The organism is Spinactinospora alkalitolerans (assembly GCF_013408795.1).
GTDB classification, from domain to species: domain Bacteria; phylum Actinomycetota; class Actinomycetes; order Streptosporangiales; family Streptosporangiaceae; genus Spinactinospora; species Spinactinospora alkalitolerans.
This window is the reverse complement of the sequence record NZ_JACCCC010000001.1, coordinates 2932303-2958300: the sequence shown is the minus strand read 5'-3', so window position 1 is coordinate 2958300 and position 25998 is coordinate 2932303. Positions and strand designations below refer to the sequence as shown.

At 71.3% G+C, this 25998-nt stretch carries 23 protein-coding genes; 10 read left to right on the top strand and 13 right to left on the bottom strand.

Translation table 11 applies throughout. From position 1 onward, the window contains the following. Positions 1-82 precede the first annotated feature (82 nt). From HDA32_RS13075 to helR, 5 genes are all read right to left on the bottom strand, one after another. Entirely contained in the window at positions 83-418 is a 336-nt protein-coding gene (locus HDA32_RS13075; protein WP_179643442.1) for a hypothetical protein, read from the bottom strand. A 168-nt stretch (positions 419-586) separates the two neighbouring features. Further along, complete coding sequence (locus tag HDA32_RS13070; RefSeq protein WP_218882436.1) at positions 587-1273, bottom strand: site-specific integrase; 687 nt, start codon at positions 1271-1273, stop codon at positions 587-589. 499 nt (positions 1274-1772) lie between these two features. Continuing rightward, a complete protein-coding gene (locus HDA32_RS13065) occupies positions 1773-2111 on the bottom strand; it encodes a helix-turn-helix domain-containing protein (RefSeq protein WP_179643441.1) in 339 nt (112 codons plus the stop codon). Next, on the bottom strand, positions 2108-3253 hold the full coding sequence (locus HDA32_RS13060) for a tyrosine-type recombinase/integrase (RefSeq protein ID WP_312863164.1): 1146 nt from the start codon (positions 3251-3253) through the stop codon (positions 2108-2110). Before HDA32_RS13060 ends, HDA32_RS13065 begins: the two co-directional genes overlap by 4 nt. A gap of 327 nt (positions 3254-3580) precedes the next feature. Next, entirely contained in the window at positions 3581-5743 is a 2163-nt protein-coding gene (gene helR / locus HDA32_RS13055) for an RNA polymerase recycling motor ATPase HelR (protein WP_218883035.1), read from the bottom strand. A 394-nt stretch (positions 5744-6137) separates the two neighbouring features. Between helR and HDA32_RS13050 the strand changes: the two genes are divergently transcribed. Continuing rightward, positions 6138-6821 (top strand): hypothetical protein, encoded by a 684-nt coding sequence (locus tag HDA32_RS13050; RefSeq protein WP_179643440.1) that lies wholly within the window; start codon positions 6138-6140, stop codon positions 6819-6821. A 316-nt stretch (positions 6822-7137) separates the two neighbouring features. Here HDA32_RS13050 and HDA32_RS13045 read toward each other — a convergent pair whose 3' ends face one another. Next, positions 7138-8175: a cation diffusion facilitator family transporter gene (locus HDA32_RS13045; RefSeq protein WP_179643439.1), complete on the bottom strand. Its 1038-nt coding sequence runs from the start codon at positions 8173-8175 to the stop codon at positions 7138-7140. A gap of 74 nt (positions 8176-8249) precedes the next feature. Here HDA32_RS13045 and HDA32_RS13040 point away from each other — a divergent pair, with 74 nt between their 5' ends. After that, positions 8250-8636: an ArsR/SmtB family transcription factor gene (locus tag HDA32_RS13040; RefSeq protein WP_179643438.1), complete on the top strand. Its 387-nt coding sequence runs from the start codon at positions 8250-8252 to the stop codon at positions 8634-8636. A gap of 344 nt (positions 8637-8980) precedes the next feature. Here HDA32_RS13040 and HDA32_RS13035 read toward each other — a convergent pair whose 3' ends face one another. Both HDA32_RS13035 and HDA32_RS13030 read right to left on the bottom strand, forming a co-directional pair. After that, positions 8981-14443: an ATP-binding protein gene (locus HDA32_RS13035; protein WP_179643437.1), complete on the bottom strand. Its 5463-nt coding sequence runs from the start codon at positions 14441-14443 to the stop codon at positions 8981-8983. A gap of 504 nt (positions 14444-14947) precedes the next feature. Further along, on the bottom strand, positions 14948-15433 hold the full coding sequence (locus tag HDA32_RS13030) for a hypothetical protein (RefSeq protein WP_179643436.1): 486 nt from the start codon (positions 15431-15433) through the stop codon (positions 14948-14950). A 243-nt stretch (positions 15434-15676) separates the two neighbouring features. On the opposite strand from HDA32_RS13030, the gene HDA32_RS13025 reads away from it, so the two are divergent. The 6 genes from HDA32_RS13025 (at position 15677) to HDA32_RS13000 (ending at position 20968) form a co-directional block, all read left to right on the top strand. After that, a complete protein-coding gene (locus HDA32_RS13025) occupies positions 15677-16201 on the top strand; it encodes a GNAT family N-acetyltransferase (RefSeq protein ID WP_179643435.1) in 525 nt (174 codons plus the stop codon). Between the two features lie 667 nt (positions 16202-16868). After that, positions 16869-17660, top strand: a complete 792-nt coding sequence (locus tag HDA32_RS13020) for a MerR family transcriptional regulator (protein WP_179643434.1) — start codon at positions 16869-16871, stop codon at positions 17658-17660. Between the two features lie 221 nt (positions 17661-17881). After that, positions 17882-19114 carry a threonine--tRNA ligase gene (gene thrS, locus HDA32_RS13015; RefSeq protein WP_179643433.1) on the top strand — a complete coding sequence of 411 codons (1233 nt, stop codon included), beginning with the start codon at positions 17882-17884 and terminating at the stop codon, positions 19112-19114. 135 nt (positions 19115-19249) lie between these two features. Next, a complete protein-coding gene (locus tag HDA32_RS13010; protein ID WP_179643432.1) occupies positions 19250-19858 on the top strand; it encodes a helix-turn-helix domain-containing protein in 609 nt (202 codons plus the stop codon). 59 nt (positions 19859-19917) lie between these two features. Then, entirely contained in the window at positions 19918-20445 is a 528-nt protein-coding gene (locus HDA32_RS13005; RefSeq protein WP_179643431.1) for a GNAT family N-acetyltransferase, read from the top strand. A gap of 226 nt (positions 20446-20671) precedes the next feature. Beyond that, positions 20672-20968: a glutaredoxin domain-containing protein gene (locus HDA32_RS13000; RefSeq protein WP_179643430.1), complete on the top strand. Its 297-nt coding sequence runs from the start codon at positions 20672-20674 to the stop codon at positions 20966-20968. A gap of 70 nt (positions 20969-21038) precedes the next feature. Here HDA32_RS13000 and HDA32_RS12995 read toward each other — a convergent pair whose 3' ends face one another. The 3 genes from HDA32_RS12995 to HDA32_RS30195 form a co-directional block, all read right to left on the bottom strand. Continuing rightward, positions 21039-21677, bottom strand: a complete 639-nt coding sequence (locus tag HDA32_RS12995) for a class I SAM-dependent methyltransferase (protein WP_179643429.1) — start codon at positions 21675-21677, stop codon at positions 21039-21041. A 37-nt stretch (positions 21678-21714) separates the two neighbouring features. Then, positions 21715-22779, bottom strand: coding sequence for an NAD(P)/FAD-dependent oxidoreductase (locus HDA32_RS12990; RefSeq protein WP_179643428.1), 1065 nt, complete (start codon positions 22777-22779; stop codon positions 21715-21717). Between the two features lie 203 nt (positions 22780-22982). After that, a complete protein-coding gene (locus HDA32_RS30195; protein WP_218882435.1) occupies positions 22983-23213 on the bottom strand; it encodes a DUF8817 family protein in 231 nt (76 codons plus the stop codon). Here HDA32_RS30195 and HDA32_RS12980 point away from each other — a divergent pair. After that, on the top strand, positions 23199-23351 hold the full coding sequence (locus tag HDA32_RS12980; protein WP_179643427.1) for a hypothetical protein: 153 nt from the start codon (positions 23199-23201) through the stop codon (positions 23349-23351). The two genes, HDA32_RS30195 and HDA32_RS12980, sit on opposite strands and share 15 nt — an antisense overlap. Further along, positions 23352-23870, top strand: coding sequence for a TetR/AcrR family transcriptional regulator C-terminal domain-containing protein (locus tag HDA32_RS12975; RefSeq protein ID WP_179643426.1), 519 nt, complete (start codon positions 23352-23354; stop codon positions 23868-23870). It abuts the gene before it with no gap. A 202-nt stretch (positions 23871-24072) separates the two neighbouring features. Here HDA32_RS12975 and HDA32_RS12970 read toward each other — a convergent pair whose 3' ends face one another. Together HDA32_RS12970 and HDA32_RS12965 are read right to left on the bottom strand one after the other, a co-directional pair. Continuing rightward, positions 24073-24663: a helix-turn-helix domain-containing protein gene (locus HDA32_RS12970; protein WP_179643425.1), complete on the bottom strand. Its 591-nt coding sequence runs from the start codon at positions 24661-24663 to the stop codon at positions 24073-24075. Between the two features lie 246 nt (positions 24664-24909). Beyond that, complete coding sequence (locus HDA32_RS12965) at positions 24910-25827, bottom strand: aminoglycoside phosphotransferase family protein (RefSeq protein WP_179643424.1); 918 nt, start codon at positions 25825-25827, stop codon at positions 24910-24912. Between the last annotated feature and the right edge of the window lie 171 nt (positions 25828-25998).

Below are 25998 nucleotides of genomic sequence, written 5' to 3'. Positions count from 1 at the left end.
GGAAATCCGGATGACGCCCGCCGCATGCCGTGCCACGCTGGGTTCTCCCCGGCAAACGGAGGCCCCCACGCTGGGTGGCGGGTCAGGACCGCCAGGTTCGCACCACGTGCAGCACGATCGCGACCACGGCGAGGATCCCCCACATCATTCCCTCGGGGGTGGACTCGGCCGCCCAGGCGGCGGCGGCGATACCAAGCGTGCCCCACCCGGCGACCTTGAGCGTCCGTGCGCTGCGCGTGGCGGAGCCGGGCCGCTCATACTCCCCCTCGCGCTTCGGTGCGGTCTCCGATTCCATGCGCGTGGCCAGCGAGTCGGCGATCTCGGTGTCGAACTCCGGGCCGAGTTCGCGTCCGATGGAGAGTGCGGTGGCGATCTCGTCGCGCAGGTCGGTGGTGCGGGCGGGGGGTGTGGTGGCCATGGTGCCTCTCCTTCAACGGTGTTGCAGGCCGTGGCCGCCCGAGGGCGGAGCTCTCAGAATAAGGGAGACGGCGTTTCCTGGCAGGGCTACGGCACGGTCTCGGGAGTCGAGACTGGTAGGAGCCGTCGATCGAATGATCTGTGTTCTCCATGGTTCTCCCAGCTCCGGTCACTGTGTGTGGTCGCTGGGGGCGTAGCGGTTCCAGGTCCCGCCCGCCTGGGAAACGACCCGGGTGGTGGTCTTGGAATGGAACCCCAGCGCCTGGGCGATGACCGGTGCGGGGGCCTGGAGCACGAGTTGACGCAGCGCGGAGGTGCGCACCGCCGTTCCGGGAACGCCGATGTCGCGGATCAGATCGGCCAGGCCGTGCGGATGCAGGGGGCGTCCGGCCCTGCGGCCGGGGAACAGCCAGGTCGCATCCCGGTTGTTCGTGTTCATGTTGGTCCGCTGGTCCCGGGCCTGGAGCAAAAGGTCAGTGAAGGGTTCGGGGACCGGGGCCGGTGGGTCGCCGAGCCGGATCAGTACCTGCCCGTTGGCGTCCTGGGTGAGGTCTTCGGTGGTCAGTAGGACGATGCGGCTCGCGGGTTGGGCGAAGAGCAGCATCAGGCAGGCCGCTGCCCGGGAGCGCAGCGGTCCCGCGTTCTCGTCCAGGATCCGGCGCAGGAGTTCGAGACGCCGGTGCTGGGTGAGCCGCTGCCCTTCGGTGATGGCCAGGCGAGGGAACCTCGGCCGCGAGGAGAGTCGGTCGCTGTTACGTGCCCAGGTCAAAAACGCCCGCAGGGCGAGCTGTTCGTGGGGCCGGTGGGTGGCGTGCCAGCGGTCGATCTCGGCTTGGCCCAGCTGATCCAGGGCCAACCCTGAGCGGTGAGCCAGGTGAGGAACTCGTCGGCCCGGTTGAACTGCTGGGAGGCGTGGCTTCTCGCACTGGGGGTCAAGGGCCGACGCTCGGCCCGTGCGCGGAGCTTGGGCATCTGGTGCCAGGTCGCGAACTGCTCCAAGAGCGGAAGGTGCGACTGGCCGTGGAGTTCATTGAAGCGGCGATGCAGCCAGCTCTCATGGTGCAGCAGGTACTTGTCGGCCTGGGGCAGGAAGCCCGCAGGCCATGAGTAGATCGCGCAGGTGCGCGGCGGCCCGCCACTCGGGGTGTTCGTGGAAAGCCCGGTGGGTGAGCGGCAGGCTGTCCTCCGCCAATTCGCGCAGGAGCAGGCGGGCTTTGGGGCCGCGGATCCAGGCTGAGGCGCTCCGGTGCCGGGGCATGGCCAGGATCGCTTCCCTCAGCGGCTCCAACTGCGGATTCGGCCGCCCGGTGCCGTCATCCAAGAGCGCGTCCACCCTTTCGGGCAGGGTGCAGGGTCTACCCACCGTTCGGATCGATTCGGGCGCGCTTGGGACGCAGTGGAACGACTCCGTCGGCCGACCCCGACGTTTCGCCGGTGGCGGTGCGCCGCGGTGCGGCGTTCTCGGCCCGGGTGGCGATGAGGTCGGTCGGGGTGCACTCGAAGATGTCGCAGAGCGCGGCAAGGACCGGTAGGGAGAGCCGCTCGGGGCTCTGAGTGACCAGGCGCCAGACCTGGACCGAGGACAACGCGATGCCCCGGTCGGCCAGGGGGCGGGCGAGGTCGGTGGCGGTAAACATGCCGTGTTCGGCCATGACCTCCCGCAACCGCCACTGGTAGCTGACCTGCCGTTTCATCGCTTCGTCCTTCCGGTGTCCAGGGCCGCCTTCATCGTGGCATCCATCGCCTTGAGCAGGGGCCGGGTGCGAAAGTCCGAGGAGACGCAGGTGTAGAGGGAGGTGGTGGAGGCGTGTTCATGGCCGACTTGTTCCTGGACGAACCGGGGGTCCCAGCCGTCCTCGATCAGGTGCGTGACGTAGGAGCGTCGCAAAGAGTGCAGGTCCAGGCCCGGGTCGAGGCCGATCGCGTCGCGGTAGGCGGCGAAGCGGGTGCTCATCTGCGAGAACCCGATGCGAGGGCCGCGTTCGGAGGGCCAGAGCGCCGGGGAGCCAGCGTGGGTGCAGGCCGGGCGGACTTCCTCCACCCACTGATCCAGCACGTCCACGATCCAGTCCATGCCACCGATCCCCTCGCGCGGGCCGATCGTCAGGACGCTGCGGCGTTTGGGCGGTGAACCCTTCATGGCCTTGCCCCAGCGCACGTAGCAGACGCCGTAGCCGCCGAACTCGCGGGCGTGGGGGTTGGGTCCGAAGTCGGCCAGGTCGAGCATGCGCACTTCGCGGCGGCGGAGCCCGTAGGCGTAGGCGGTCTTGAACAGGACGGCGTCGCGGAAAGCAGGCAGCCAGCCCTTGTGGCCGGCCCCGCGCAGCCGGTGGACCTGGTCGTCGGCGTGGTCGAAGAACGCCAGGAGTTCAGCGCGGGTGAAGGCCCTCTTTGAGGGGTCGGCTTCGGATTCTTGCAGGTGGTGGGCGGTGTTCCATTCGTGGCAGACCTGGATGGGGTGGGTGCCGAACCTCTTCTCGCACTCGGCGGCCCAGTCGTAGGCGGGGTCGGTGAGGAAGGCGCAGAAGGAGCGGACGGCCTCGGCGTAGTTGCGCAGGGTGGACTGTTTCAGGTGGCGGATGGCCCGCAGGTCCCCGAGCCACTCATCGACCATCTGAGCGGACCACTGCCAGGGGAAAGCGTCAGCGTGGCGGGTGAACGCCTTCACCGCGTTGTGGCGGCCCTCGATCGTGGACAGGGCCAGGTTGCGGGCCATCTGCTGATTGCGCCAGCCCTCCAGCATCGCCTCGGCGACCTGTTCCTCGGGGCGCAGCAGCGTGGTCCCACCGATCAGGTGCAGCCCCGCCGCCCCCGGCACCGTGCCGTCTCGGGTCACGCTCCGCCACCTTCCACCGATTACATCAAACGAAAGAATCTTTCTTCAGAAGTAATCGACTGGCAAACGTGCAGGTGAGAACGGGGTTCCTGGAGTCTCAGGAGGGCGCTAGCCTGGCGGTCCTTCTCCTGGAGCAGTGCAAGAATCCCTCCAGATCAGCGCGTTCCCTCTGATGTGTCGTGTGGTCGCTGACTTCATCCGATGAAATAGCGCTTCCTTGGAGGATCGCTACAGGATTTAGCGGTAGAGCCGTGACCGGGGCGACGGCTCGGTGACGGTGGCGGTCCTCATGATCGTCAGGCGGCGACCACGTCGTCCCGACCGACGTCAGGAGCTCGTGAGGATGACGAGTTGCCGGGTCGCCCGGGTCATCGCGACATAGCGGTCGACCGCTCCTTCGATCCCCTTGCCGAACGCCTCCGGGTCGATGAGGACGACCAGGTCGAACTCGAGCCCCTTCGCCAGGTCCGGGGGCAGCGACCGGACGCGGGGCGTCGCCCGGAACGTGGGATCGCCGATGACGCAGGCGGTCCCGTCGGCATGCGCGGCGAGCCAGGTGTCGAGGACCGAGCCCGGATCCGAAACGGATCCGTGTACGACGGGGACGCCGCTGCTGCGGATGGAGGTCGGCACGTTGGCGTCCGGGAGCACGGCCCGGATGACCGGCTCGGCTTCCGCCATGACCTCTTCCGGCGTTCGGTAGTTGGTGCTCAGGGAGGCCAGGTCGATCCGGTCGAACCCGACCCGTTCGAGCCGTTCCCGCCACGACTCTGCGAACCCGTGCCTGGCCTGGGCGCGGTCCCCGACAATGGTGAAGCTCCGGGACGGGCAGCGGAGCAGCAGCATCTGCCACTCTGCGTCGGTCAGTTCCTGAGCCTCGTCCACGACGATGTGCGCGAACGGGCCGGCGAGCAGGTCCGGGGCGGTGCCGGGCAGTGCGGTCTCGTCGATCAGGCTGTCCTGCAGGTCCTGTCCGTGCAGCATCGTCACCACACCTTCACCGTCGTCATCGGCCTCGAGCAGGTCGTGGATGACATGGGACATGCGCTCGCGTTCGGCGGCGGCAGAGGCGTTGTACCGACGCTTACGTCGTGACGCCTCCGGGTCGCCGAGCCGCTGCCGTGCCGCGTCCAGGAGCGGCAGGTCGGACACCGTCCAGGCCTGGGCGTCCTCGCGCTGCAGCTTCCGAACGTCGTCGGGGCTGAGCCAGGGAGCGCACTTCCGCAGGTAGGCGGGTACCGACCACAGGTCTCCGACGAGGTCGGTCGCTTCGAGCAGCGGCCACGCGCGGTTGAGGGTCCTGATCAGCTCCGTGTCCCGCAGCAGCGACATCCGGAGCAGGTCAGGCGAGACGTCGTCATCGTCGTGCTTGTCCATCAGGATCGCGAGCAGCTCCTCCAGGATCTGCTCGCGCGCCTCATTGTGCGGAGTACCTGGTTCCAGTGCTTCGAACGCCTCGGCCCAATCGTCAGCGCTCAGCCAGATGTCGGACCAGTCCGTCGTGACCGTCATCCCTTTGGTGGGCGGCTCTTCGTAGAACCTGACGGCCGACTCGATCGCCTTCACCAGGTTCGCGGACGACTTCAGGAGGGCCACGTTCGGGTCGGTCTCGATCGCCGCTGTCGCTCCCTCGGCGACGAGGTCCCGCAGGGTGCAGGTCTGCACGCCCTCCTCTCCGAGGCTGGGGAGGACGTCGGCGACGTAGGCGAGGTAGGGCTGGTGCGGACCGACGAACAGCACGCCGCCCCGACGGTGACCGAGGCGAGGGTCGGAGTAGAGGAGGTGGGCGGTGCGGTGCAGAGCGACGACGGTCTTCCCCGTACCCGGACCGCCGTCGACGACGAGAGCGCCGCGGGATCCCGCGCGGATGATGGCGTCCTGGTCGGCCTGGATGGTGCCGAGCACGTCTCGCATCCGGGCCGACCGGTTGCCGCCCAGGCTGGCGATGAAGGCGGACTGGTCGTCGAGCGCGGCGTGCCCTTCGAGTCCGTCCGCGGTGAACACCTCGTCCCAGTAGTCGCTGATCCGGCCGCGGGTCCAGCGATACCTGCGGCGGCTCGCCAGACCCATCGGGTTGGCGTGGGTCGCCGCGAAGAACGGCTCGGCCGCGGGGGAGCGCCAGTCGAGCAGCAGCCGACGTCCCGCGCTGTCGGCGAGGCCGAGTCGTCCGATGTACACGGGCTCGGGGTCGTCCGCGCTGACGATGTGTCCGAGGCACAGGTCCAGACCGAAGCGACGCAGGGCACGCAGGCGAGCGGTCAGCCGGTGGATCTCCATGTCCCGGTCCAGCGCCTCCCGGCCTATGCCGCCGGGCGCCTTGCGCTTGGCATCGAGGCGGTCGGACAGGTCGGCGATCGCCTGCTCGAGGCTCTCCGCGATGGCCGCGAAGTGCTGCTCGTCTCCGGCGATCAGCGTCGGGTCGGCCTTGGGGGAGAGGTGGTCGGGAAGGTCGAATGCGCTGGTGGTCAGGGAGTTCACGCCGTCTCCCATGTCGTGGGTTCTGGTCACGGTCGACGATTCTGCGGCACGACCCGGGTCTTGCCGCAAGCCCCCCGGTGCGCTATAAGTTGAAAGTGGAGAGGAGTGACTGAAACCCTCCCCCTGATCGTCCGCGTCGGCTGAAGTCGAACGCGGTGCTCAACGCCCACTCCAGCCCGCCCCTGCTGACAAAGGGCATCCCCGCAGACGCAGCCGCGACCGGTGTTCACTTCCGGAATCGCGTTTTCCAGTTCTTGGCGATAGCGCCGCGATCTTGATAGCGGTTCAGCGACGGGGCGCTTTCACCCTGTCGGCAGGCCGTACGGTCTTGGCCGTGCCGGTCGTTTTCCAGGCGTCAGCATGGAAGGCCAGTCCCTGCCGTTGTCCGAGAAGGAGCAGAACCACCGTGCCGCCCATCCGCTCTTCTCGCATCCCATCGGTACTGGTGTGCGCGGCGGCCGCACTCACGCTGAGCGGATGCGCCGTCCCCGTCTCGCCCGGGTTCCTCGATGACCGGCCCACGGCCCAGGAAGAGGAGTGGGGCGATCCATCGGATATGGACACCAGCGGATTGGAACACGGGAAGATCCCCAGCCGCGAGCCCGAGCTCGACGAGGCCGATCTTCCCGTCGCCGATCCCCCCTCCGACGCGCCGCTGACGGAGCGCATCGCCTGGGAGGCGCTGCGCGATGTCTCCGCATTCGCGCGGGCAGCCGACCCGGATTCGGAATCCGAGTGCATCGATACCACCAGCGAGCTCGACGGTGATTCCATCTCGCTCGACTGCACCGTCACCTACCGCGGCAAGGAGTTCGACTACAACTACGGCCAGCGGCCTGACGGGACGGCCCCGGAACCGGTCTATACGGCACCGCTGCTGCGCAGCGTCGTCGAGAACGACCTCCGCTTCAGCCAGGACACCGATTACGTCAACTGCGACATGGAGGAGATGGAGGCGGTCCCGACCAGCGCCGCGTCGGAGGCCCCTGGTTACCGCTGCGTGTATCTGAATCCGAACACCGGCGACCAGGAGCGCGTCGAAGCGAGGGCGTACGGCAATGGGAGCCTCTCCTTCCGCCCCGAGGAATGACCGGGCTTAGAGGTGCCGGTAAGGACCACGTCATCAGGCGCCAACTGACCGGCGGGTGACTTCAGGCGCTGCTCACGGGGGCGAAGGCGCGCTCGACGACGGCGGCGTTCTCCGCCGCGCCGGCGCGGAAGTACCGGATGGTGGTCTCGGCCGAGGAATGCCCGAGCAGAGCCTGGGGAGCGCGGCTACCCCCGGGCCTGTACTTTCTCCTCCACAGGCTGGTCGACGGAAGGGACGGATCAAGCAGGCGGAAAGGGGGGCCGGGTCGGTCGGTGGCGCGGTGAGCCGTCGGAGTGCGGCCGAGCGTGGTGGCCGGTCATCGGTGGTGGGCGAGTTCCCGGTGGATGGTCTCGGCTCCGGTGTCGGGTTCGGTGTGGACGGTCACCGCCCCCATCCGCGGTATGGCGTGGATGAGGGCGTGCTCGGCCGCGTGGGCGATGCGGTGCGCCTCGCCCACGGCCAGTCCCGCCCCCACCGACACCGACACTTCCGCACGCAGACCGTGGCCGATCCAGCGCATCCGGACCTTGCCCACTCCTGCGACACCGTCCACTCCGGCGGCGACGCGCTCGGCCGTTTCCACCAGCGCGGGGTCGACGGCGTCCATCAGCCGGGCGCCGACCTGTCCGGCGGCGCCGTAGCCGACGAAGGCGATCGCGACGGTGATGGCCAGACCGATCAGCGGGTCGGCGATCGGAAAGCCCAGCCCGACCCCGGCCGCTCCGCCGATGACGGCCAGGGAGGTGAAGCCGTCGGCGCGGGCGTGCATCCCGTCGGCCACCAGCGCGGCCGAGCCGATGCGCCGTCCCACCCGGATACGCCAGCGGGCCACCAGCTCGTTGCCGGCGAAGCCGACCACCCCGGCGGCGGCCACCGCCCACAGGTGGGCCACCGGCTGCGGATCGGCCAGGCGCCCGATCGCCTCGTAGCCGACCAGCACGGCCGAGGCGGCGATCAGCACCACCACGACCACCCCGGCCAGGTCCTCGGCGCGGCCCAGCCCGTAGGTGAAGCGCCGACTGGCCGCGCGCCGGCCCAGCAGCAGGGCGACACCCACCGGCAGCGCGGTCAGGGCGTCGGCGAAGTTGTGGATGGTGTCGCCCAGCAGCGCCACCGAGCCGGTGAAGGCCACGATCACGGCCTGGAGCACGGCCGTGGCCATCAGCGCCGCGAACGACCACACCAGGGTGCGCACCCCCAGCCGGCTGGCCTCCAGTGCCGAATCGAACCGGTCGGCGGCGTCGTGGCTGTGCGGGGTCAGCCTGTGGCGCAGCCGCGCCCACACCGACCACGGCCCCCCGCGCCCATGGCCGGCCTCATGGTCGTGTCGGTGGTGTGCGTGCTCGTCGGCCATGGGTGCTCACATCCGTCGCAGGTGGGTGGCCCCCGCGGGTTGCGACGGGGGCGTGCGTTCGACATTATGCAAACATGCACGCGCGTGACAACAAATCCGATGTCGGCGGCGAGGGCTCCGACGAGCAGTACGGGGCGGCCGCCGAAGTCCTCGGGCTGCTGGCCGACCCCACCCGGCTGCACCTGCTGCGGCTGCTCAACACCGAACACGACGTCACCACCCTGACCGGGAAGGTCGAGGCCTCGCGCTCGTCGGTGTCGCAGCACCTGGGGCGGCTGCGCCTGGCCGGCCTGGTCCAGGCACGGCGCGAGGGACGCCGGATGCTGTACCGCATCACCAGCGACCACCTGGCCGGCCTGGTCGACGAAGCGCTCGGCTACGCCTACCACGCCGTCCACGACATCCCCCACCACCGAGGCGACGCCGCCCCGCGTCCCGGCACCGCCCACCACCCCGACTGAGGAACGCCATCGCGACCACCCGAGACCGCGGCCGACGGAGCGGCAAAGGGATCAGGCCCGGATCGAGCCCCGGCCGCATCATCGCCGCGGCCCAGAGCCGAGCGGAGGAGGCGTTCTGCGCACGTACCGTCGAGCGCCTGAGCGAGGTGCGCGCGGCCCGGCTGCCCCGATGCGGGTCCCCTGCCCGCCGTCGCTGCTGCTTTTCAGTGCAGGCCGCCCGATACCCGGAAGCGAACAGGGCCGCACAGCAGAGCCCGGCCATCCCAGCCGCCGGGCCGCAACCGATCCCCGCGCACCGCGCAACTTTTGCCAACCTCAGCAGGTCGCAGTGCGCCGGGGTGGGGTCAGCGCAGACGGGACTCGATGGCCTCGATGATCCGTGGGCGCAGTTCCGCGGCGCGGATGACGGCGTCGACGGAGCCGACCTCGACCGCGCGCTGGATGTCGTGCACGCGGTCGAACTCCGTGGCCACCTCACCGAGCTTCTCCGCGCGGACCGACGAGCGGAGCTCGTCGAGCTCCGCGGTCAACGCGGCGCGGTCGGCGCCGGAGGCGGCCGCGCCGCGGGCCTCCAGGTCCCGCACGCGCGGGTCGGCCGCGGCGCGGGCGTTGACGTCGCCTGAGAACACCACCGCGGCGGCGGGGGCGCCGCCGAGCACCGAGGCGAACGAGCCTTCCAGCGCGAGCACGGTCATGTTCGGGTTCAGCGCCTTCGAGAACACCACGAACGCGCCGCCGTGGTACCGCGAGATCACGCAGAACACAATGGGCCCGCGGAAGTTCACGATCGCGCGGCCGATCTCGGCTCCGTACTCCAGCTGCAGCTTCCGCATCGATTCCGGCGAGCCGTCGAAGCCCGACAGGTTCGCCAGCACCACCAGCGGCCGGTTGCCGCTGGCCGCGTTGATCGCCCGTGCGGCCTTCTTCGACGACCGCGGGAACAGCGTGCCCGCGGTGTAGGTGTCCGGGCCGTCGGTGGGCGGGAAGCCGCGCCGCGGCACCGCCCGCGACTCGATGCCGAGCAGGCACACCGGCATGCCGCCGAGATGCACGTCCTGCACCGCTGCGGTCTCCGCGTCGGCCATGCCCGCCCAGCGTTCCAGTACCGGGTGGTCCTGGTCGGAGAGCGCCCGCATCACGGTCCGGATGTCGAACGGCTTCTTGCGGTCCGGGTTGGCCTCGGCGGAGAAGATCTCGCCGACGGTGGTGAAGTCGCTGCCCACCACGGCGTGCGGGAAGTCGGAGATGTCGCGGTCGACGGGATCGGTGGTCGTCGCCCGTCGCGGCGCCTCCTCGCCCGGTGCGATGTAGGAATGGGCGTAGTGCGACATCAGCACGTCCCGCGCGGCGGCCAGGTTCGGCGCCCAGTACTGCGCCTGCCCGTTCGGGCCCATCACCCGGTCGTAGCCGCCGATGCCGAAGTTGTCCTCGGCCGACACGCCACCGGAGAAGTCGAGCGACTGCTTGCCGGTGAGCACCATCGCCGAGTCCGGCGTCATCACCAGGATGCCCTTGGTGTGCATGAGCATCGTCGCTTCGGCGTTCCAGTACGGCTGCGCGCCGACGTTGATGCCCGCGACCACGATGTTGATCTCGCCGCCGTCCTGGGTGAACTCGACGATCCGCTTGAGCGCCGCGGCCACCCAGTCCATGTTCTCGGTGCCCGACTCCATGGAGATCCGGGCGCCGGCGGACAGCGCGTACCACTCCAGTGGCACCCGCATCCGCTCGGCCAGGTCCAGCGCCGCGATCACGCGGCGGCACTCCGGCTCCGACAGCGCGCCGAGCGACTTCGTCGGGTCGCCGAGCAGCACCACCCTGGTGACGCCCTGTGGATGCCGCCGGGTCGGCGTGGTGACCACGCCCGCGACGATCGCCGCGGTGTTGCTTCCCTTCGGCCGGTCGACCGGCACCAGCGCGTGGCCGTCGTCGAGATCGTGCTCGACGAAGTCGCCGAGCAGGCCGGTCAGCTCGTACGGGTACACCGTGTTGCGGCTGCTCGCGCGCAGCACCTTCTGCCGGTAGTCGTCGACCGGCTCGACCGGCTCGTCCGACGGCTCGCCGACGGTCAGCTCGGTGCCGCCGGTGGCGTCGAAGGAGATGCGCACGGCGGTCTTGGTCAGCTCGCCGGTCTTCCGGTCGCGCTGCCGCGCGATGAGCAGGATCTCCTCCAGCCCGGCGCCTGCGGTCGTCGGCAGCACGCGCCCGGCGATCATCTCCAGCTCCGCGCGGGTGATGTCACTCGGCGGCCAGACGTAGACCACGATCCGGTTGGTGTTGAAGCGTTTCTTCGACGGTCGCCGCGACTGCGCGCGGCGGATCGAGTCGAGGCAGGTGGCGATGGTGTCCTCGGCCGTCGGCAGCGCAACCAGCCTGCCGTCGTGCTCGCGCAGCTCGGTCAGGTCGCGCACCTGTGCGAACGCGACGAGGCGGTCGTCCGACGGGTTCTCCCGCGCCACGCACTGGAAGAGGTAGACCTCCTCGTCCGACGACGGCAGCCGGGTGAGGTCGAACTTGCTCAGCCGCTCCAGCTGCATCCGCTGCGCGATGTACGGGTGCAGGCCGCGGATCAGCCGATGCTCGGTCATCCCGCTGGTCGACGGGCGGAACGTGAAGTGGTGGTGCATCACCGCGCCGCCGCTGCCCGCAACGGTGGCGGTGAGTCTGCGGACCTGGTTGGGCAGCGGGTGCGCGCTGACGGCCTCGTGCAGCGCGGCCGCCATCGCGTCGGAGTCCTCCGGCTGCTTCTCCCAGGCGAGATAGATGTCGGCGTCGATGGCGTCCTCGCCGCCCGCCAGCTCCGCAAGCCCGCGCAGCGCGCTGCCCAGCGCTTCGAAGCTCACCGCGGAGGAGGCCACGCACGAGCCCGCGCGCTCGGCGACCACGAACGTGCAGCCCGCGACCTCGCTGGTGCGGACGCCGGTGAGACCCTTGTTGCCGTAGTACCGCCGGGTCAGCACCTCCAGCATGACCGCGTTGTCCAGGTCGCCGCGGACAAGCCGCCGGCCGAGCAGCCGCACGAGCGGCTCGGTGCTGCGCACCATCTCGGCGACGCGCTCGGCGCGGTCCGGCGCGTCCGGATGTGCGTCCAGGTGGCGCAGGTGCTTGCGGACGTCGGCGTAGACGCGGGCGCGGTTGCGGCGCAGCAGCGGCTGGCCGAACCAGGCGAACACCACGCCGCGCGCGAGGTCGGAGACCACGGGGAAGCGGACCTGCGTCGCGGCCACCAGCCGCTCCAGCGCGAGACCGGCGGGCTCGCGCAGCGTCTCGTCCGGCGGCGGCTCCCGCAGCCACGCGCGCAGCAACGTCGTGACGACCGTGGCGTCGGCGGACAGGCGCTGCTGGGCGAGGAAGATCCGGAACACCGCGGCTTCGAGCTCGGGGGAGCGCTCCAGCTCGGTGACACCGTAGTGCCCGAGCGCCTTGGCGAGCTTGGCCTGGAACGCCTCCGGCAGCCCGGCCCGCTCGACGTCGAGGCTCTGCAGGTAGGTGTGGAAGTACTCGCGGGCGCTGTGCACGTGGTTGTCGCCGCCGCCGTCCTCGCCCGCCGGCCGGTTGCGGCTCAGCTCGGCGAGGTCGGCGAACACATCGACGAGCTCCAGCTCCTCGGCCAGCGGACGGTGGCCGTCCTCGGTGGCCGCCCGGCGTGCGGCGAGGTAGTCGTCGAGCACCCGGCGTTCGTCGTGCGGGTCGACGTCGAAGCCCAGCAGCAGGCTGCGCAGGTCCTCCTGGCCGCGCGTGAGCCGCTCCCGCGCCGGGATCTCCTCGGTCGCGGCCGGTAGGTCCAGCTCGACGGACTCGGCGGCCGAGGTGTCCTCGGCTTCGGCGTCGTCGGCGAGCGGCTCCAACCGCAGCAGCGGTGCACCGGTCTCCACCTGGCTGCCCACGGACACGGCGCATTCCTTCAGCCGCGCCTTGAACGGCGCCCGCAGCACCGTCTCCATCTTCATGCTCTCCAGCACCAGCACCGGCGCGCCCGCCCCGACCTCGGCGCCGACCTCCAGCGGCGTGGCGACGACCAGCGCGGGCACGGGCGAGCGGAGGACGCCGCCCTCGTCACGGCTGACCCGGTGCGTCACGCCGTCCACCTCGACCAGGTGGATCGGCCCGTGCGTGCCGGTGAGCAGGCGGTACCGGGTGCCGTTGACGACGATCTGCCCGGTGTGCCGGTCGAAGCGGTCGAGTTCGACGTCGGCGGTGCGGACGCCGCCACCCGCCTCGACGCCGACGCGGAACCGGTGCGCGCCGACCCGCGCGACGCGCACGCGGTAGCCGACGCCACGCAGCTTGAGGTCCAGCGGTCGGCCGCTCTCGTGCTGCACCTGCGGGCGTCCGCCGAACGCCGTCGACAGCAGCCGCTGCCGCTCGACGCGTTCCTCCTCCTCGTACGCCTCGATGGCGGCGGCCGCCAGCGCGACGGCGGAGTGCCGGTGCGAGACGAGCCTGCCCTCGCCGCGGACGCGGTCGATCCAGCCGGTGTCCGCGCTGGCGTCGATCACCTCGGGCTGGTCGAGCAGGTCGAGCACGAAGCTCTTGTTCGTCACGCCGCCCTCGATGATCACGGTGGTCTGCGCCATCGCCCGGCGCAGCCTGCCGAGCGCCTCGTCGCGGTCGCGGCCGTAGGCGATGATCTTCGCGATCATCGAGTCGAAGTCGGTGGGGATGGTGTCGCCCTCGCTGACGCCGGTGTCCACGCGGATGCCCGGCCCGGCGGGCAGGTTCAGCCGCGCGATGCGCCCCGGGGAGGGCGCGAAGTCGCGGTCGGGGTCTTCGGCGTTCAGTCGGGCCTCGACGGCGTGCCCGCGCTCCACCGGCGGCTCGCCGTCGAGCCTGCCGCCGGATGCCACCCGCAGTTGTGCCTTGACCAGATCGAATCCGGTGGTGGACTCGGTGATCGGGTGCTCGACCTGCAGGCGGGTGTTGACCTCGAGGAACGCGAACAGCTTGTCGCCGGGGTGGTAGAGGAACTCGACGGTCGCCGCGCCGCGGTAACCGACCGCGACGGCCAGCCGTTCGGCCGACGCCTTGAGCTCGGCTGTCTGCACGGAGTCGAGCACCGGCGACGCCGACTCCTCGATGACCTTCTGGTTGCGCCGCTGCACCGAGCAGTCGCGGACGCCGAGCGCCCACGCGGTGCCCTCGCCGTCGGCGATCACCTGGACCTCGACGTGCCGGGCTCCGGTGACCAGGCGCTCCAGGAACACGACGCCGCTGCCGAACGCCCGCGCGGCCTCCTGGCTGGTGCGCTCGTAGGCGTCGGCGAGCTCGGCCTCGTTCGTGATCACGCGGATGCCGCGCCCGCCGCCGCCCGCGGTCGCCTTCAGCATCAGCGGGTAGCCGACCTCGGCCGCCGCCGCCAGTGCGGCGTCCAGGGTCTCGACCGCACCGCGGCTCCACGGCGCGACCGGCACGCCGACCTCCTCGGCGACCAGCTTCGCGCCGATCTTGTCGCCGAGCCTGCGCATGGCGTCCGCGCTCGGTCCGACGAAGGTGACTCCGACCTCCTCGCACAGCTCCGCGAACGCCGGATCCTCTGCGACGAAGCCCCAGCCGACCCACGCGGCGTCGGCTCCGGTCTCCACCAGCGCGCGCTCCAGCGCCTTCAGGTCGAGGTACGGGCGCGCGGACGCGGGACCCAGGTCGTAGGCGATGTCGGCTTCGCGCACGAACGTGGCGGTGCGGTCGACGTCGGTGTGCAGGGCGACCGTCTCGATCCGTTTCCCGGTCTCCGCGGCGATGTCCCGTACGGCGTGGATGAGCCGCATAGCGGCCTCACCGCGGTTGACGATGGCGATACGACTGAACACCCGACCGAGCCCTTCTGTAGACCAACGATGTGCGCGCCGCGACACGGCGGCCCCCGGCAGTGTTCACCCTTCCGTCTGTCGGCTGGCAGCGCCATGTCGCAGACAGCGAACGCTACTCGGCTCCAGTTGTGGAAAACGAACAAAAGCCGTCGGCCGCCGGCGCCTGACCAAGGCAGGTGCGAATGGAGTAGCGGTACGCTCTGTCGCACTTCGACCGTGACACGAAGCAGGCTCGATGCGGATACCGGTACATGCCGGCTGGGGCCGCCGAGGGCGCGGCGGAGCAGTGAGTCATTCTTCCGCCACCAGCTCGGATCTGTCTCCTCCCAGGCTCACCCGCTCAGCACCGACGAGGCCGCCGTCGCTGGAGAAGCGGGCCAACGCGGCCTGGGCCATGGGATCGCCGTTGAGGTAGCGGTGGCACAGCGCGTCGAACTTGTGCTGGTGGGAGGAGAACCGGCTCCAGTCCCCTGACTGCGCGACCTCAACCGTTCAAAACACTGCCTAGCCACCGACAGGATAGGGATAGCGGATAAGAACCTCCGGGTCGGTGAACGGGCTGCGCCAAAGCGTGATCCGATAGAGGTCATCGCCTTCAAGGGCGTCATCACTGAGGGTCCCCATGCCGCTGACGGCCATTCGTACCCGGTAGGCGCCTGGGCTGAGGGCGATCAGTTCGCCGGTTCGGTCGATCGGCCCTCGTACGGCGAGCGTACCGCTGGTGATCTCTAGCGGGGCCTCGGTGAGGTGGTCGGCACCGCTGCTGTCGTGATCCGGCGGCGGAGTATCGCGCAGTTCCAGCACGACCGGCACGTTCATTCGCCGGGCGGTGCCGAAGAGGACGCGGCCGTCCTGGGCGGCGACCAGGTCGTCGATGAGGCTGTCGAAGACCTCGGGGTCGGATGGATCGGCGGTGGCGGAGGCGTCCTCAACGTAGATCTGGTTGAAGTCGGCGAAGATCGTCATCTGGTGACGCTTGGAGGTGGACACAGACCTCCACTCCTTTCTACGTCCCTGGTGAATCAGCGGCCTTCTTGCGGCGCACCGTATTTTCCCGTCCATCCCAAAGGAACCCCTGACCTGTCCGCGTCCCACACCCTCGGAAAGTTACCTGCGAGTTACTCGTTCGGTTGCCGCGCTTTCGGGAGGAACCGGATCTCTCGACCAGGCCGCACAGACGAACGAGGCGATCGGCGGGCGGCCGATGTCGGACCCCCTGGTTAGCCTGCCCGCATGTCTGTACACGACAAGCCGCTCACCCTCCGGCCCGCGAGCCCTGCCGACGCAGAGACGGTAGCCGACATTTGGCGTAGTGGATGGCGCGACGGCCATCTGGGACACGTACCCGGCGATCTGGTCGCGGCCCGCACACCCGAGTCGTTCGCGTCCCGCGCGGCGCAGCGGGTCGGAGACACCGTGGTCGCGGTCCTCGACGGCGCGGTGGCAGGGTTCGCCATGGTGGTCGCCGACGAGGTCGAGCAGGTCTACGTGGCAGCGGCCCATCGCGGCACGGGCGTGGCAGGCCTGCTCCTCACAGAGGCGGAGCACCTCGTCGAGGAGCACGGCCACGACCGGGCCTGGCTCGCCGTCGCCACCGGCAACGCCCGCGCACGCCACTTCTACGAACGCCAGGGCTGGGCCGACGAAGGTCCGTTCGACTACCCCGCGGAAGGCCCGGACGGGCCGATCCCCGTCCCGTGCCACCGGTACGCCAAGCGCCTGGCCGACCGACGCGGTCGGGAAGTCCGCCGACCATAAGCCCCGCCGCCGGCGGATCGACGCACTGACCGCCGCCGGGTGCCGGAAGATCTTCGCGGACAAGAAGTCCGGCGGGAACGCGCTACGGCCAGAGCCGAAGGCGTGCCACGCTTTCCTCGGCCCGGGAGACACCCTCGTCGCCGGTTGGCCCAGTTGCAGGTAGCCGAGCCCGACATCGGCCATGCGCCGCAACCGCGCCGCGGCCGCGGGCAGGTCCTCGAGAGCGCGAGCGCCCCATCCACCGTCATGTCGAGCACCTGCGCGATGGTGTGACCGCCGTAGCGCACAGCGAGCACCTCGGGTGTGAAGCGGCGTCCACGGCAGGCGGGGCAGCGCACCTCCACGTCGGGCAGGAAGTGCATCTGCACGCATCAGCGATGACTTGTCCGAACCCGGCGGGCCGGTCAGGACGACGAGCCTGTTCTTCGGGACGACGAGCGTGCCGCTTTTGAGGTTGTGCAGGCGCGCGCCCTTGACGCGGATCGATTCGTCCATCTGGCGGGCGGGGGCTCCCGGGCCGCCGTCGCTGTTGCCGACTTCCATACCTTCAAGTTTTTCATGAAAGTAATATATTGAAGCTTTGCTGCACGATCGGCGATGGTTGCCTGGAGATGTGCACGGAAAACCTTCAACTCGCCGGTGAAGCCTGTCGTGGGAAGGTGGACCGATGAGTCGTGAGGAGAAGGGGCTGCGCCCCATCGATCTGGCGCGGACGGCGGGCGTCTCGACCCAGCAGATCCGCAACTACGAGGACGCGGGCATCCTGCCTCCGGCCCCGCGCACCCCCGCCGGCTACCGCAGGTTCGGAGCCGGGCACCGTCGGGCCCTGGTGACCTACCGGGCTCTCGCGAAGGGGTACGGGCCGGGCACCGCCCAGGCGATCATGCGGGCCGTCCACGACGGAGACCTCCCCCTGGCGCTCACGCTCGTGGACGCCGGCCACGCCGCGCTGCACGAGCAGCGGCTCTCCCTCCAGGCGGCCAGCGAGGCGCTCGAAGCGATCGCGGAGCAGACCCCGGACACCTCGGCATCGGCGCGGCCGGGCATGCGCGTCGGAGAGGTGGCCGCCCACCTCGGTGTGCGCGCCTCCGCCCTGCGCGTGTGGGAGTCCAGCGGCCTGCTGGCTCCAGAGCGCGATCCGGGCACCGGGTACCGCCGCTTCAGTTCGACCGACGTCCGAGACGCACGAATGATCAACGTGCTGCGCCAGAGCCGCTACCCCCTGCCCCAGATCCGGCCCATCCTCGACGGCCTGCGCCGGACGGGCGGCAGCGACGCCCTCCGCGCGGCGATCACCCAGCGCCAGGCGGCGCTGACGCAGCGGGCGGCGGCCATGCTCGAAGGCTCCGGCCGCCTGCACCACTACGTCACGGACGAAGAGCCGCCCTCCGAGGCCTCCCGCCACTCCCGCACGCCCGCCTCCGCTCTGCCGGACCGTGCCGACCGGGCCCCGTCCTGACCTCGGCGGCGACCTCCTCCGGGCACTCCGACTCGCGGCCGTTCCCCGGCCGCGCGGGCATCGCCGCGTCTGCTAGCGTTGCCGACATGAAGCGCGCTGGTATGACGACGACGCCGGAGAGTGTCCCGGCGCGCTGACAGTTGTCCTTTCCGAAGCCCCGGGGCGAGTGCCCCGGGGCTTCGTCGTGTGGTCACTCGCCCAACGTCCGCGAGGAGACCACGATGCACGACCACCGCAGGCTCGGCCGCGAGTTGGAGCTGTTCGACACCGACCCCCTGATCGGCGCGGGACTGCCGTACTGGCTGCCCGACGGCGCCGCGGTGCGCCACGCCCTGGAGGAGTACGTCCGCGGCGCCGAACGCCGAGCGGGCTACCGGCACGTGTGCTCGCCCGTGCTGGGCAAGCGGGAGCTGTACGAGATCTCCGGGCACTGGTCGCACTACAGCGACGACATGTTCCCCCCGATGGATCTCGGAGGCGAGCAGGTGGTCCTGCGGCCGAGCCTGTGCCCCCACCACGCGCTGATCTACCGCTCCCGCGCCCACAGCTACCGTGAACTGCCCCTGCGGATGGCCGAGCTGGGAGGCATGTACCGCTCCGAGCTCTCAGGGGTGCTCGGCGGGCTGACCCGCGTACGGGCGATCCAGCTCAACGACGCCCACATCTTCTGCACCCTGGACCAGGTGGCCGAGGAGGCGCGGGCGGCCCTGGAGCTGATCCTCGAAGCATACGGCGCTCTCGGCATCCGTCCGGCCCGCTACCGGCTCTCCCTGCCCGGGCCGGGCGGGAAGTACGTCGCGGGCGCCGACATGTGGCAGCGGGCCACCGCCCTGCTGATCGACGTCCTCGACGGCTTCGGCGCGCCATACGAGGCGGCCGAGGGGGAGGCGGCGTTCTACGGTCCCAAGATCGACGTCCAGATCGCCGACGGCGCCGGCCGCGAGACCACCCTGTCCACCGTCCAGGTCGACTTCCACCAGCCCGAGCGGTTCGGCCTGCACTACATCGGTCCGGACGGCGCCAAACACCGGCCGGTGATGGTCCACCGCAGCATCGTCGGCAGCGTGGAGAGGGCCGTCGCGCACCTCATCGAGCTGCACGGCGGCGCGTTCCCCGCCTGGCTCGCCCCCACCCAGGTACTGGTTCTCCCGGTCTCCGACGCCGAGATGCCCCGGGCCGCCGGGTTCGTGCGGCGATGCGTCGACCAGGGGCTGCGCGCGGAGATCGCCGGGCCCGAGCACGGCACCCTGGGCGCCCGCGTCCGGGCCGGCCGGCTCGTGCCCTACCAGGCGGTGATCGGCGCCAAGGAGGCCGTCGACGACCGGGTCGCCCTGCGTCTGCGCGACGGGCGTCGCCCGGAGACCGCCCTGCCCGCCGCCGAGGTCCTGACCCGCATCGGTGCTCTCGTCGGCGCCCACAGCACCGACCTGTGGGACACCGACACCCGCGCGTAGCGAATGGGCGGCCGGTCGCCGGGAGCGGGCAGGCCGCCCACCTCCGCGGCCTGCCCGCTGACCGCTGTTCCACCGTTCCCCGAGGCCGGAGAGGGCGAACGATGGTGTTCTCACATCTGGGATAAGGTGCCGAATATGGGAAGCACGGAAGAGCGCCCGTCCCATGGCCGGAATCCCCGGGGCGGGCGCGAGCGGGTGGAGGCCCGCCTGGCCGGCCGGCTCGCGGAGCTGAGGGCGGAGAACGGCTGGTCGCTGGAGGAGCTGGCGCGACGCACGGAGGTGAGCCGCTCGACGCTGTCGCGGCTGGAGCGGGCCGAGATCAGCCCGACGGCGGCCATGCTCAACCGGCTGTGCGCGGCCTACCGGATGACGATGTCGCAGCTTCTGGCGGAGGTGGAGGCGGAGCCGCCGCAACTGGTGCGCGCCGACCGGCAGGTGATGTGGCGCGACGGTGAAGCGGGCTTCACCCGGCGGTCGGTGTCGCCGCCCCATCCCGGGCTGCGCGGCGAGATCGTCGAAGGCGTGCTGCGCCCTGGCGCGGACATCTCCTACGACAGGCCGCCCGTTCCGGGCATGGAGCAGCACATCTGGGTACTGGAAGGCGCCCTGGAGGTGACCGCGGGCGACGGCGCGCACGAGGTCGGCGCGGGTGACTGCCTGCGCTTCCGGCTGTGGGGCCGTACGCGGTTCCGCTGCGCGGGCCCCGGCCCGGTCCGCTACGCCCTGATGGTCGTCCTGCCGTGAGCGCCGCGCCCGACGCACTCGGCCCGTTCCCCTCCCACGCACAGCGAAGGAAGCCGACGATGCCTGCCACGCACACCGTCACCCGCCTGTCCGCCGATGACCTCCACGCCGAGGCGGACGGCCTGGCCGAGCTTCTGGCCGACGCCGTTGAGGGCGGCGACTCCCTCGGCTTCCTGGCCCCCTTCGACCAGGAGCAGGCCGCGGCCTGGTGGCTGGCCCAGCGCGCCGCCGTGGAAGAGGGCGGCCTGGCCGTGTGGGCCGCCCGCAGCACTGAGGGCGTCGTCGGCACCGTCGGTCTGGCCCTGTCCGCCAAGCCCAACGCCCGGCACCGCGCCGAGGTCGTCAAGCTCATGGTCCGCCGCGACGCCCGCGGCCGCGGCCTGGCCCGCCTGCTCCTGGCCACCGCGGAGCAGGCCGCCGCCGACGCCGGAGTCGAGTTGCTGCTCCTGGACACCGAGACCGGCAGCGCCGCGGAGAACCTCTACCTCAGCGCCGGGTGGACCCGGTTCGGTATCGTCCCCGACTACGCCGCCGAACCGGGCGGCCGCCTCCGCGACTGCAGCTTCTACTTCAAGCGGCTGACCTGAGCCGGCCGTGCGGAGCGGCGCCCCGCCGCGGTCGCGGAGACCGGGCGGATCCGGCGTGCGGGCCCGGTCCGCGCCTTCAGGTCTCCTGCTGGACACCAGTTGAAATCCGGAAAACCAGGTGCCATGCCGACAGCACCGCGAACCGGGCCCGCAGCCGATAACGGTGCGGACTTCGCGGCCGCAATCCGCCCGACCCCGTACGGCAGAACAGGAGAACAGGGAATTCATGAGAGAACGCGACGGCGTGGTCGTCTACTGGCGGCCCGGCTGCACGTACTGCATGAAGCTGCGCCTGGGGCTGCTCTTCACGCGGCTGCGCTACACCAAGGTCAACATCTGGAGGGACCGCGAGGCGGCGGCCTTCGTGCGCTCGGTCGCGGACGGCAACGAGACCGTGCCGACCGTGACCGTCGCCGGAAAGGCGATGGTCAACCCGTCGAGGCGCCGGCTGCTGGACGCGGTCAAGGCCCGCGCCCCGCACCTGCTGTCCGAGCCCGGAGGAGCGGCCGACCGCCGCGACTGATCCGGAGCGGGGCCGGGTCCCGGCCCCCGGCGCCGGCATGCGCTGAGGGCCGGAGCCCGGCGCAGAGGGCTCAGCCGCTCAGGCGCCGGACCCTGAGGGTGTTGTCCGTGCGGGTGCCCGGCTGCCCGTCGGGGCGGGTCTGGACGCGCTGGTGCTCCTCGCAGAGCTGCACCTCCCACTGCCCGTCCGGGAGCTCAAGGGATTCGAGGACCTCCTCCGGCGTGGGAAAGTGCACGTCGGGATGGTGATCGTGCTCCCAGGAGGGGAACCCCGCGTGTCCGGCGATGAGGAGCACGCCGCCGGGTGCGACGGCCGAGGCGGCGGTCCGCAGGATCCGTTCCCGCGGCATCGTTTCGCCGGGGGAGTGCAGGAAATGGGCTGAGACGAGGTCGAAGGCGCCCGCGGGGAAGGACGTTCCGAGGTCGTGCCGCTGCCAGTCGATGCGGTCGGCGACCTGCGCCGCCACCGCGTGCCGGGCCGCGCGGTCGAGGGCGACCCCGGAGACGTCGACGGCGGTGACGCGCCACCCCTGCCGCGCCAGCCAGATCGCGTCGGCCCCCTCGCCGCACCCCAGGTCCAGGGCACTGCCCGGCTGCATGCCGGTGACCTCACGGACCAGGACGGTGTTGGGGTTCCCGCTCCAGATCCGGTCGCTCTCACCGTAGCGGGCGTCCCAGAACTCCTCGTTCGAGACGGTGTCGTCGGTCATCGGTGCGTTCTCCTTCGCGTCGTCGTGTCGGGCGGGTTCACAGGCCGTGCCTGCGGTCGGCGAGCACGCGCTCGCAGGTCTCGCGCTCCATCCGCGCGGAGAAGGGAGCGCTGCGGTCGGCGACGGCCCGGCGGGTCTCCTCGGCGACCAGGTCGGCGTTGATCGCCGCGGCGGCGCGCACGCCCGCGGCGGCGGCCCCGATGACCTGATCGGTCAGGTTGGCGACGTTGCCGGCCACCCACACCCCGGCCACCTCGGTGGCCCCGGACGGGTCGGCGGCGATGTGGCTGCCGATCACGTGTCCGGCCATCTCCTGCTCGGTCGCCTCAAGGCCCAGGCCGGCGAGGACGCCGACGCGGGCGGTGAAGCGCGGGGCGACCACCACGGCCTGGCGGGGGATCACCCGGCCGCCGGCCAGCCGCACGCCGGTGAGCCGGTCGTCCGTCACCTCCAGGCCGGTGACCTCTCCGTCCACCACGGCGACGCCGCGGGCGGCGAGCCGCTCGTAGTCATCGTCGCCGAACTCGGGGGCGGTGTGCGAGAAGAGGGCCACGTCCTCGCTCCACTGCCGCCACAGCAGGGCCGCGTGCACCGCGAGCGGTCCGGTGGCCAGGACGCCGATCGCCTGGTCGCGGACCTCCCAGCCGTGGCAGTAGGGGCAGTGCAGCACCTCGCGCCCCCACCGCTCCGCCACGCCGGGCACCGGGGGCGGTTCGTCGACCAGGCCGGTGGTCACCAGCAGCCGGTCCGCCGCGACCGCGGACCCGTCGTCGAGGACGACGCGAAAGCCCCCGGTGTCCAGGCGCTCGGCCGCCACGGCGCTGCCCTCGACGATCTCGCCGCCGTAGCCGGTCACCTCCGCGCGGCCCGCGGCCAGGATCTCCAGGGGGGCCGCACCATCGCGGGTGAGATAGCCGTGGGCGTGGGCCGCCGGAGCGTTGCGCGGCCGGCCGGCGTCGACCACCAGCACCGAGCGGCGCGCCCGGGCCAGGGTCAGCGCCCCGCTCAGCCCGGCGGCCCCGCCGCCGACGACCACGACGTCGTAGCGGCGTTCCCCCTCCGCGGGAGCGGCGGCCGTGTTCTGTTCCTTGTGTGCAGTCATGCGAAGCACCTCCGTCCATCGAAGATGATGCGCCAACGCTCCATCGATTGGCAAATATTCTTGCTGATACAGCAAATCGAGGACGGTGGGCGACGGCCTCTCGCCCCCGATCGCCGTGGGCCCCGCTGGTCGGTTACGGCGGAGAGGTCTCCGAAGAGGCCGCCGGCCGCATGTGACCGGTGATCGGGCCGCCTCCGCGCCCGTCAGCGGTCCCGGGAGCGGCCTCCGCGCGTGATGTTCTCCAGCTCCGCCGCGTTGGCCAACGCGTCGGCGAGCCGCTCGCGCTGCGCGTCGTTCCCGCGGAAGATGCGGATCCAGTTGCCGCCGGGGTCGACGACGGTGAACCCCGAGGTGTTGCCGGTGTTTTTCCGCTTGCGCGGGCGGGTGATGCGCGGGATGCCGGAGAGCAGGAGGCCGCCGTGGACCGAACGCATACCGGCGGCGAACTCCTCTCGTCGTCGAACGCCTCCCGCGGCAGCGTCGTGTTGTCGGCGAGCGTCACGCCTTCGGGCGCCTGGTGGACGACCCCGGAGTTCTCGGCGGAGAGCAGGAAGATGTCGGTGAGGCGGTAGGTGTCGGCCCTGAGTTCGACCACGGTTCCCGGCACGGCCGCGTCGCGGGCCCGCTGCAGCGTCGCGAACGGCCGCTCGAACGAGCGCGCACTGAGCATCGTGGCGCGCACCGGTCTGCCGCCCGCGCAGGTGGTCGCGGCGGTGAACCTCGTCGGCGGCTTCGTCGACAGCGCCGCCCGGCAGTCGGCGGCAACGGCCCGCGCGCAGCGGCGCACCGGCGTCAGCGACGAGGAGTGGTGGCAGGGCCGCGACTCGTTATTCGCCCACCTGGACCAATATCCCACCCTCAGCCGCCTGTACCGGGAGGGGGCCTACGACGCACCGCCCGATCCCTTCGAGTTCGGCCTCCAACGGGTGCTGGACGGGGTGGAGGCACTCGTCCGTGATGGAATACGTGACGAAAGAGAGTGTGCGGTGTGCGGCGGTCCCGTAGCCGGAAGTTCCGCGGGCCGGCCGCGGGATTACTGCTCGCGCGCCTGCCAGCAGCGCGCCTACCGCACGCGCAGACGACGGGGCTGATGCGGCGGCTCCTGAATCCACCCGCCGGTCACCGCCCCCGGGGCCCTGGAGTCGCGAACAGAAGCGCTGCCTGCACACCGTGGAGGCCCGGTCCCACGGGACCGGACGGCCGGGCGACCCGCTGTTCCACTCCGGGCCGCACGCGGGCGAACCGGTCGCCCCGGAACCGACGGCGCCGCGTCGCCGGTTCGCCGGGAGCGGGTCACGCTTCGGTGGGGCGGGCACGGACGTGCATCCGCTCGCCCTGCGGCCCGAACAGGGTGAGGAACTCGACGGGCCGGGATCCGGCGTTGGCGAAGCCGTGGGGGATGCGGGTGTCGAACTCGGCGGCCTCGCCGGCGGTGAGCACGAGGTCGCGCTCCCCCAGGGCCAGGTGCAGCCGGCCGGACAGGATGTAGAGCCACTCGTAGCCCTCGTGCGTCCTCTGCTCGGGCCGTGCGCCCTTCGCCTCGCTGACGGGGAGGATCTGCTTGTAGGCGTGCAGGCCGCCGAGGTACCGGGTCAGCGGCACGAAGGTCTGGCCGTGCCGGGTGAAGGGGCGCGGATGGATCCGGGGGTCGCCGGTCGGCGGCGCGCCGACCAGCTCGTCCAGGGGCACGCCGTGGGCCTTGGCCAGAGGGAGCAGGAGTTCCAGGGTCGGTTTGCGCTGCCCGGACTCCAGGCGCGACAGGGTGCTGAGCGAGATCCCGGTGGTCTCGCTCAACTGGGACAGCGTGGCGCCGCGCGTCTGGCGCAGGGCCCGCAGCCGCGGCCCCACCTCGGTCAGCACGCTCGCGAAGTCGTCATCGGCCATGCCACCATTTTGCCGATGCGGCAATAACCCTTGTCAAGATGGCCGATGCGAGCCGGTGGCAGCGGCCTCCGGGCCCGCGCTGCGGTCCGGATCCGGCGCGGCGAAGCGCCGGTCGTCCGGGAGGCGCCAACCCTCTGGGGGCCGAGGTTAAAACCCAAGTTGACCTTGTGGGGGTTGTCGCAGCGTTTTCAGGCCCGATAAGGCCAAGACCGGCGAGAGAACCATCCGACGCAACTTCTGCAAACCTCAGTAAAGGTCGGCGATGAGCTCGTCGAGGTGGTGCAGGGCGGTGGTCACGCGCGCCGGGTCGTCGAAGAAGGGGTCGTCGGGGACGGGCAAGGAGGCGGCCAGCCCCCAGCCGCGGCCCCGCGCCCAGGTCGCGTCGTCGACGTCGAGCGCCGCGCGGAAGGCGCCCCGCGCCTCGGCGGGCAGGAACTTCCACGCGGGCAGCAGGTCGCAGGCGGGGTCGCCAACGGCCAGCGTCCCGAAATCGATGACGGCACTCAACCTGCCGTCGACGGCCAGGAGGTTCCCGGTCGCGAGATCGCCGTGGATCCACACCGGCGGACCGTCCCACGCGGGCGCCGCCAGCGCCGCCTCCCACACGGCCATCACCGCGTCGGTGTCGACCATGCCCTTCAGCGCCGCGATCTTGGGGCGGACGCGCGCGTCGGCGGCCAAGGAGTCGCGCGCGTCGCCCATGGGCACGCCGCGGAACGCGTTGCTCTGCTCGGGGCCGGGCCCACCGGTGGGGTCGATCCCCTGCAGGGCGGCGATGAACCCGGCGAGCTCGATCGCGGTCCGGACCGGGTCGGCGAGGCCGTCGGTGGTCGCGGCCCCGCCCTCCAGCCACCGGTAGACCGACCAGGGGAAGGGGTAGCCCTCGGCGGGCGTCCCCATCGCGAGCGGCTCGGAGACGGGCAGCGGCAGATGCGGGGCGAGCCGCGGCAGCCACCGCTGCTCCCGCTCCACCTGCCCGACCCACCATGGGTAACGGGGCAGCCGCACGGACATGTCCGCACCGAGCCGGAACGTCGCGTTGTCCATCCCGGACTGCGGGACCGGCGAGACGGGCAGGTCCGCCCACTGCGGGAACTGCGCCGCGAGCAGCCGGCGCACCAGGGCCGCGTCGATCGGCACCTCGTCGGAACCGCCTGCTGACATCCACGTCTCCTCGCCTTGGGCAACGACGTCCCATCCCACCGCTCGGAGCACCGCCTGTCCACCGGTTTTTCGGCGCACCGCCGATCCGGGCGGGCAGGGCGGTGAGCACCCGCTCCCGGATGCCGCCGACAGCCCGGCCGCGTAGTCGGGTGCGGATCGGCCAAGAGTCAG

What these genes read in the sequence shown, in the direction of transcription:
- HDA32_RS13075 (WP_179643442.1), bottom strand. Translation starts at nt 418, where the DNA reads ATGGCCACCACACCCCCCGCCCGCACCACCGACCTGCGCGACGAGATC.
- HDA32_RS13065 (WP_179643441.1), bottom strand. Translation starts at nt 2,111, where the DNA reads ATGAAACGGCAGGTCAGCTACCAGTGGCGGTTGCGGGAGGTCATGGCC.
- helR (WP_218883035.1), bottom strand. Translation starts at nt 5,743, where the DNA reads ATGGGAGACGGCGTGAACTCCCTGACCACCAGCGCATTCGACCTTCCC.
- HDA32_RS13045 (WP_179643439.1), bottom strand. Translation starts at nt 8,175, where the DNA reads ATGGCCGACGAGCACGCACACCACCGACACGACCATGAGGCCGGCCAT.
- HDA32_RS13040 (WP_179643438.1), top strand. Translation starts at nt 8,250, where the DNA reads ATGCACGCGCGTGACAACAAATCCGATGTCGGCGGCGAGGGCTCCGAC.
- HDA32_RS13025 (WP_179643435.1), top strand. Translation starts at nt 15,677, where the DNA reads ATGTCTGTACACGACAAGCCGCTCACCCTCCGGCCCGCGAGCCCTGCC.
- HDA32_RS13020 (WP_179643434.1), top strand. Translation starts at nt 16,869, where the DNA reads ATGAGTCGTGAGGAGAAGGGGCTGCGCCCCATCGATCTGGCGCGGACG.
- thrS (WP_179643433.1), top strand. Translation starts at nt 17,882, where the DNA reads ATGCACGACCACCGCAGGCTCGGCCGCGAGTTGGAGCTGTTCGACACC.
- HDA32_RS13010 (WP_179643432.1), top strand. Translation starts at nt 19,250, where the DNA reads ATGGGAAGCACGGAAGAGCGCCCGTCCCATGGCCGGAATCCCCGGGGC.
- HDA32_RS13005 (WP_179643431.1), top strand. Translation starts at nt 19,918, where the DNA reads ATGCCTGCCACGCACACCGTCACCCGCCTGTCCGCCGATGACCTCCAC.
- HDA32_RS13000 (WP_179643430.1), top strand. Translation starts at nt 20,672, where the DNA reads ATGAGAGAACGCGACGGCGTGGTCGTCTACTGGCGGCCCGGCTGCACG.
- HDA32_RS12995 (WP_179643429.1), bottom strand. Translation starts at nt 21,677, where the DNA reads ATGACCGACGACACCGTCTCGAACGAGGAGTTCTGGGACGCCCGCTAC.
- HDA32_RS12990 (WP_179643428.1), bottom strand. Translation starts at nt 22,779, where the DNA reads ATGACTGCACACAAGGAACAGAACACGGCCGCCGCTCCCGCGGAGGGG.
- HDA32_RS30195 (WP_218882435.1), bottom strand. Translation starts at nt 23,213, where the DNA reads ATGCGTTCGGTCCACGGCGGCCTCCTGCTCTCCGGCATCCCGCGCATC.
- HDA32_RS12970 (WP_179643425.1), bottom strand. Translation starts at nt 24,663, where the DNA reads ATGGCCGATGACGACTTCGCGAGCGTGCTGACCGAGGTGGGGCCGCGG.
- HDA32_RS12965 (WP_179643424.1), bottom strand. Translation starts at nt 25,827, where the DNA reads ATGTCAGCAGGCGGTTCCGACGAGGTGCCGATCGACGCGGCCCTGGTG.